Source organism: Acidovorax sp. KNOB132, assembly GCF_057541515.1.
The window spans coordinates 1-4,948 of the sequence record NZ_BAAJYT010000255.1; the positions used below are offsets into that span (position 1 = coordinate 1).

At 69.6% G+C, this 4,948-nt stretch carries 6 protein-coding genes; all 6 read right to left on the bottom strand.

What is annotated here, in order from left to right; genetic code table 11:
- Positions 1 to 1,288 (bottom strand): O-antigen ligase family protein (locus tag AC27IO_RS20265; protein WP_498740443.1); only part of this gene is annotated, 1,288 nt, incomplete at its 3' end.
- Entirely contained in the window at positions 1,285 to 2,085 is an 801-nt protein-coding gene (locus AC27IO_RS20270; RefSeq protein ID WP_272565923.1) for a glycosyltransferase family 2 protein, read from the bottom strand. The genes AC27IO_RS20270 and AC27IO_RS20265, both read right to left, overlap by 4 nt.
- A gap of 3 nt (positions 2,086 to 2,088) precedes the next feature.
- Positions 2,089 to 2,295: a zinc-finger domain-containing protein gene (locus AC27IO_RS20275; protein WP_272549760.1), complete on the bottom strand. Its 207-nt coding sequence runs from the start codon at positions 2,293 to 2,295 to the stop codon at positions 2,089 to 2,091.
- Between the two features lie 5 nt (positions 2,296 to 2,300).
- Positions 2,301 to 3,239 carry a branched-chain amino acid transaminase gene (locus tag AC27IO_RS20280; RefSeq protein ID WP_284394640.1) on the bottom strand — a complete coding sequence of 313 codons (939 nt, stop codon included), beginning with the start codon at positions 3,237 to 3,239 and terminating at the stop codon, positions 2,301 to 2,303.
- Between the two features lie 42 nt (positions 3,240 to 3,281).
- Positions 3,282 to 3,731: a glycerate kinase gene (locus AC27IO_RS20285; protein ID WP_272565926.1), complete on the bottom strand. Its 450-nt coding sequence runs from the start codon at positions 3,729 to 3,731 to the stop codon at positions 3,282 to 3,284.
- An 82-nt stretch (positions 3,732 to 3,813) separates the two neighbouring features.
- Positions 3,814 to 4,948, bottom strand: a 1,135-nt coding sequence (gene radA / locus AC27IO_RS20290) for a DNA repair protein RadA (RefSeq protein ID WP_498740446.1), incomplete at its 5' end; no start/stop codon positions are given.

The following is a 4,948-nucleotide window of genomic DNA, read 5'->3' on the forward strand; positions in this document are numbered from 1 at the left end:
GGCCCTGCGGCACGGCGGCCGGCGCCGCCCGCCGCCGCAGCGCATCGCGCTCGCGGCCCTGCAGGATGGCCAGCACCAGCATGCACATGAACAGGTAGAACATGGTGCCGCTGTTGTGGCCCAGGAACACCTGCGTGAGCCCGAAGCCAATGTAGGCGATGGGCAGCAGCACGCCCACCATGCGCAGGCACAGCACCTGGGGGTCCATGGTGCCGTGCTCCGTGGTCCGGCAGACGCGCCGGCGCGTCGGCCAGAAAAGCGCGAGCGGCACCGCATAGAACAGCAGCAGCACCGCCACGCCGGGCAGGCCGCGCTTGGCGAAGATGTCCAGCACCTCGTTGTGCGCATGGCTGAACCGCAGCACGAACGGATGGGCCTGCCCCGCGGCCACGCGCCGCTGCTTCTCGGCCTCGTAGCCGTAGCGGCCCCAGCCGGTGAGCGGCCGGTCCAGGCCCATGGACCAGGCCAGTTTCCAGTGCGCGAGCCGCTGCCCGACCGAGCTGGCCGCATCGCCCTTGGATTCGTACTGGGTGATCTCCTGGCGCGCCTCGTCCACGCGGGAGCGCACGTCGTGCGCCTTGAGCGCCATGAGGCCCGCCATGCCGGCCAGGATCAGCGCCGCCCCGACCATCGCCAGCCGGCGCTGGCCGCAGCGGGCCTGCAGCCACGCGCACACGGGCAGCGCCAGCGGCAGCACGAGCCAGCCCCCGCGCGACTCCGACAGCAGCGAGCCCTCGAAGCCCAGCAGGATGCACACCACCCAGCCCACGCGCTGCCAGGGTGCCCAGCGGCCCCACTGCACGAGCAGGGCCGCCGAACACATCAGGCCCAGCAGCAGGCTCAGGCCGCCGAACTGGATCGCATTGGTGTAGCCGTTGGCGCGCAGCAGGTGCAGCACGCCGGTCTGGTAGATGCCGATGAGCCCCGCGCCGCACGCCCCCACGGCGAGGCCCCACCACAGCCAGACCGCACGCGGCGGGTAGGCCAGCAGGTAGAACAGGCAGGGCAGTGCCAGCAGGTATTTGGACGGCCGGTCCAGGTTGGACCAGCCGCCCTGGGCCGGGTCGAAATCGAGGGCCCACACGAAGCCCATGGCGACGATGGAGGCGAACAGCCACCAGGCCTCGCGGCCCGGGGGCCGGCGCAGCCACACGCCGGCCGTGGCCAGGCTGCACAGCAGCAGGACCACCGCGCCCCACGAATAGCCCGAGCGCAGCCACAGGGCCAGGCCGGGCACCATGAAAGCCGCCACGCCGGACAGGCGTGCGAAGACATCCGAAGGTTTCACCGGCGCACGCTCTCGCTCAGGCGGTCGCTGTCGTACTCCAGCGCGGCATACCGGAAGAACGCTTCCAGGGCCACGAACAGGCAGTAAAGGAAACCGGCACCGCCGCACAGGAAACCGAGCCGCAGCACGTACAGCCGCACGAACATGCTCGCGCCCGAGGCCAGCCCGCGCCCCACGCCGCCGCGCTTGCCGGCCGCCGCGCGCTTGGCGGCGCCCAGCATGGCGTACTGCGTGAGCTTTTCCAGGCTGCCGCGCACGGTCTCGCGCGAGTGGTGCAGCAGCCGCGCGCGCATCACGTGGCGCGGCACGCCGGGCTCGGTGAGCACGGCCTCCTCGTGGACCACGCCCATGTACTCGCGCAGCATGTCGCGCCGGAACAGGCGCTCCACGGTCGAGGTGGTGCGCAGGTAGCGCAACTCGTGGCCGAAGGCCACCATGCGCCAGCGGATCTTCCACACCGCGCGCTCGCCCGAGCGCACGATGGCCTGCAGCTCCTCGCGGAAGTCGGGGCCCATCACCTCGTCGGCGTCGAGAAAGAAAACGTAGTCGCCCGTGGCATGCGCCAGCAGGCGGTTGCGCTGCACGGCAAAGCCCTGCCAGTCGGGATACACATGCACCTGGGCACCCAGGCGCCGCGCCACGGCCACGGTGTCGTCCGTGCTGCCGCTGTCCACCACCACGATCTGGTCGGCGAACGAGGCGCTCGCCAGACAGGCCTCGATGCGGTGGCCCTCGTTCAGCGTCAGCACCGCCACCGTGAGCGTGGGGCGGGCCGCGCTGCCGCGTTCAGCCGGCATCAATCAGTGGCCGGAATGGACGCGTTCTCCCGCCTTCAGGCGGTACACCGTGCCGCAGTAGGGGCACTTGGCCTCGCCCGTGTGGGCGACGTCCAGGTACACCTTGGGGTGGGTGTTCCAGATCTTCATGTCCGCCTTGGGGCTGGGGCAGAAGACGCCGCCCTGGGGGTTGAGGTCTTTGGCGACCAGTTCGACGATGGCTTGCGACATGTTCTTCAGACCTTGGTGAGCCAGTGGGCGTATTGGGGGTTGCGGCCGTTCACGATGTCGAAGAAGGCGCTCTGGATCTTTTCGGTGATCGGGCCGCGCGAGCCGCCGCCGATGGCGAGGCGGTCGAGTTCGCGGATGGGCGTCACTTCGGCGGCGGTGCCGGTGAAGAAGGCCTCGTCGGCGATGTACACCTCGTCGCGGGTGATGCGCTTTTGCACCAGCTCCAGGCCCAGGTCCTTGCAGATGTGGACGATGGTGTTGCGCGTGATGCCGTTGAGCGCGCCGGCCGACAGGTCGGGCGTGTACACCACGCCGTTCTTGATGATGAAGACGTTCTCGCCCGCGCCCTCGGACACGAAGCCGGAGGCGTCCAGCAGCAGGGCCTCGTCGTAGCCGTCGTCCAGGGCCTCCATGTTGGCCAGGATCGAGTTGGTGTAGTTGCTCACCGCCTTGGCCTGCGTCATGGTGATGTTGACGTGGTGGCGCGTGTAGCTGCTGGTCTTGACGCGGATGCCGCGCTTCATGCCCTCTTCGCCCAGGTAGGCGCCCCAGGCCCAGGCCGCCACCATCAGGTGGATCTGGTTGCCCTTGGGGGACACGCCCAGCTTCTGCGAGCCGATCCAGGTCAGCGGGCGCAGGTAGCACGATTCGAGCTGGTTCTCGCGCACCACGGCCTTCTGGGCCTCGTTCACCTCGTCGCGGGTGAACGGAATGGTCATGCGCAGGATCTTGGCGCTGTTGAACAGGCGCTCGGTGTGCTCCTCGAGGCGGAAGATCGCCGTGCCGTCGGCCGTCTTGTAGGCACGCACGCCTTCGAAGGCGCCGCAGCCGTAGTGCAGCGTGTGGGTCAGCACATGGATCTTGGCGTCGCGCCAATCGACCATCTGGCCGTCCATCCATATCTTGCCGTCACGGTCGGCCATCGAGGGAGCTACGGGACTCATGGGGTTCCTTTGGAATTGCTGGAAGTCGCAAAACCCGCGATTTTACGAGTCTGCGCGGGCAGGGGCCGCCACATCCGCCGGCGCCTGGGGCGCATCCTCCTGCGGCACGGGCCGCACGAGCGCCCATTCCACCAGCTTGCCGGCCCGGAATTCGCACGTCACGTGCGACTGCGTGCCGTCGGTCCAGCGGTAGCGCTCGGGCTCCTCGCCGTCGGCCGACAGCGGCTCGCCCAGCGAACGCGTCATGGCCACCACGTGCATGAGATTGACCCCCTTGCGCAGCTTGGCATTGAGCATGACGGCGCTGCCCACATGGCCGATGGGCCGGTCGGCCGCCTTGCGCATGACGTTCATGAGCCGGGTGAAATGCAGCAGCGCCCACATCACGAGCCCGCCCCCGACCGCCATGACGCCCTGCCAGCCATAGGAGCGGTGGGCCGCGAAGACCAGCACCGCGATGCCGACGGGAATGAAGAGGTTGCGCAGATTCATGGGGCGAGATTGTCCTATGGCGGCCGCCGGGGCCGGGTGTGGATGGTGCGTAGGCGCGGCATCGCCGCCCGGCGGGCGGCCTTCAGCCCATGCCGCGCACCACCTCCATCGCCTCCTCCACCCGCTCCACCGCATGGATGGTGATGCCCTCGATGGGCTTCTTGGGCGCATTGGCCTTGGGCACCACGGCCACGCTGAAGCCCAGCTTGGCCGCCTCCTTGAGCCGCTCCTGCCCGCGCGGGGCCGGGCGCACCTCGCCGGCCAGCCCCACTTCGCCGAAGGCGATGAACCCGCGGGGAAGTGCTTTGCCGCGCAGGCTGGAGGTGATGGACAGCATCACCGCCAGGTCGGCCGCGGGCTCGCTGATGCGCACGCCGCCCACGGCGTTGACGAACACGTCCTGGTCCATGCAGGCCACGCCGGCATGCCGGTGCAGCACCGCCAGCAGCATGGCCAGGCGGTCGCGGTCCAGCCCCACCGACAGCCGGCGCGGACTGGGGCCGCCCTCGTCCACCAGCGCCTGGATCTCCACCAGCATGGGCCGCGTGCCCTCCAGCGTGACCAGCACGCAGCTGCCGGGCACGGGCTCGCTGTGCTGGCTCAGGAAGATGGCACTCGGGTTGGTCACGCCCTTGAGGCCCTTTTCCGTCATGGCGAACACGCCGATCTCGTTGACCGCGCCGAAGCGGTTCTTGATGGCGCGCACCAGGCGGAACTGGCTGTGCGTGTCGCCTTCGAAGTACAGCACCGTATCGACCATGTGCTCCAGCACGCGCGGGCCGGCGAGCGCCCCCTCCTTGGTGACGTGGCCCACGAGGATGATGGTCACGCCCGAGGCCTTGGCCGCCCGCGTGAGGTGCGCCGCGCACTCGCGCACCTGAGCCACCGACCCGGGGGCGCTCGTGAGCTGGTCGGAGTACACCGTCTGGATCGAGTCGATCACCGCCACGGCGGGCTGGGTGGCATCGATGGTGGCGAGGATTTTTTCCAGCTGGATCTCGGCCAGCACGTTCACCTGGCTGTGGTCCAGGCCCAGGCGGCGCGAGCGCAGCGCCACCTGCGCGCCGCTTTCCTCGCCCGTCACGTACAGCGTGGGCAGGCCCACGCGCTGCAGCGCATCCAGCGCCTGCAACAGCAGCGTGGATTTGCCGATGCCCGGGTCGCCGCCGATCAGCACCACGCCGCCCTCCACGATGCCCCCGCCCAGCACCCGGTCC

What these genes read in the sequence shown, in the direction of transcription:
- AC27IO_RS20280 (WP_284394640.1), bottom strand. Translation starts at nt 3,239, where the DNA reads ATGAGTCCCGTAGCTCCCTCGATGGCCGACCGTGACGGCAAGATATGG.
- AC27IO_RS20270 (WP_272565923.1), bottom strand. Translation starts at nt 2,085, where the DNA reads ATGCCGGCTGAACGCGGCAGCGCGGCCCGCCCCACGCTCACGGTGGCG.
- AC27IO_RS20285 (WP_272565926.1), bottom strand. Translation starts at nt 3,731, where the DNA reads ATGAATCTGCGCAACCTCTTCATTCCCGTCGGCATCGCGGTGCTGGTC.
- AC27IO_RS20275 (WP_272549760.1), bottom strand. Translation starts at nt 2,295, where the DNA reads ATGTCGCAAGCCATCGTCGAACTGGTCGCCAAAGACCTCAACCCCCAG.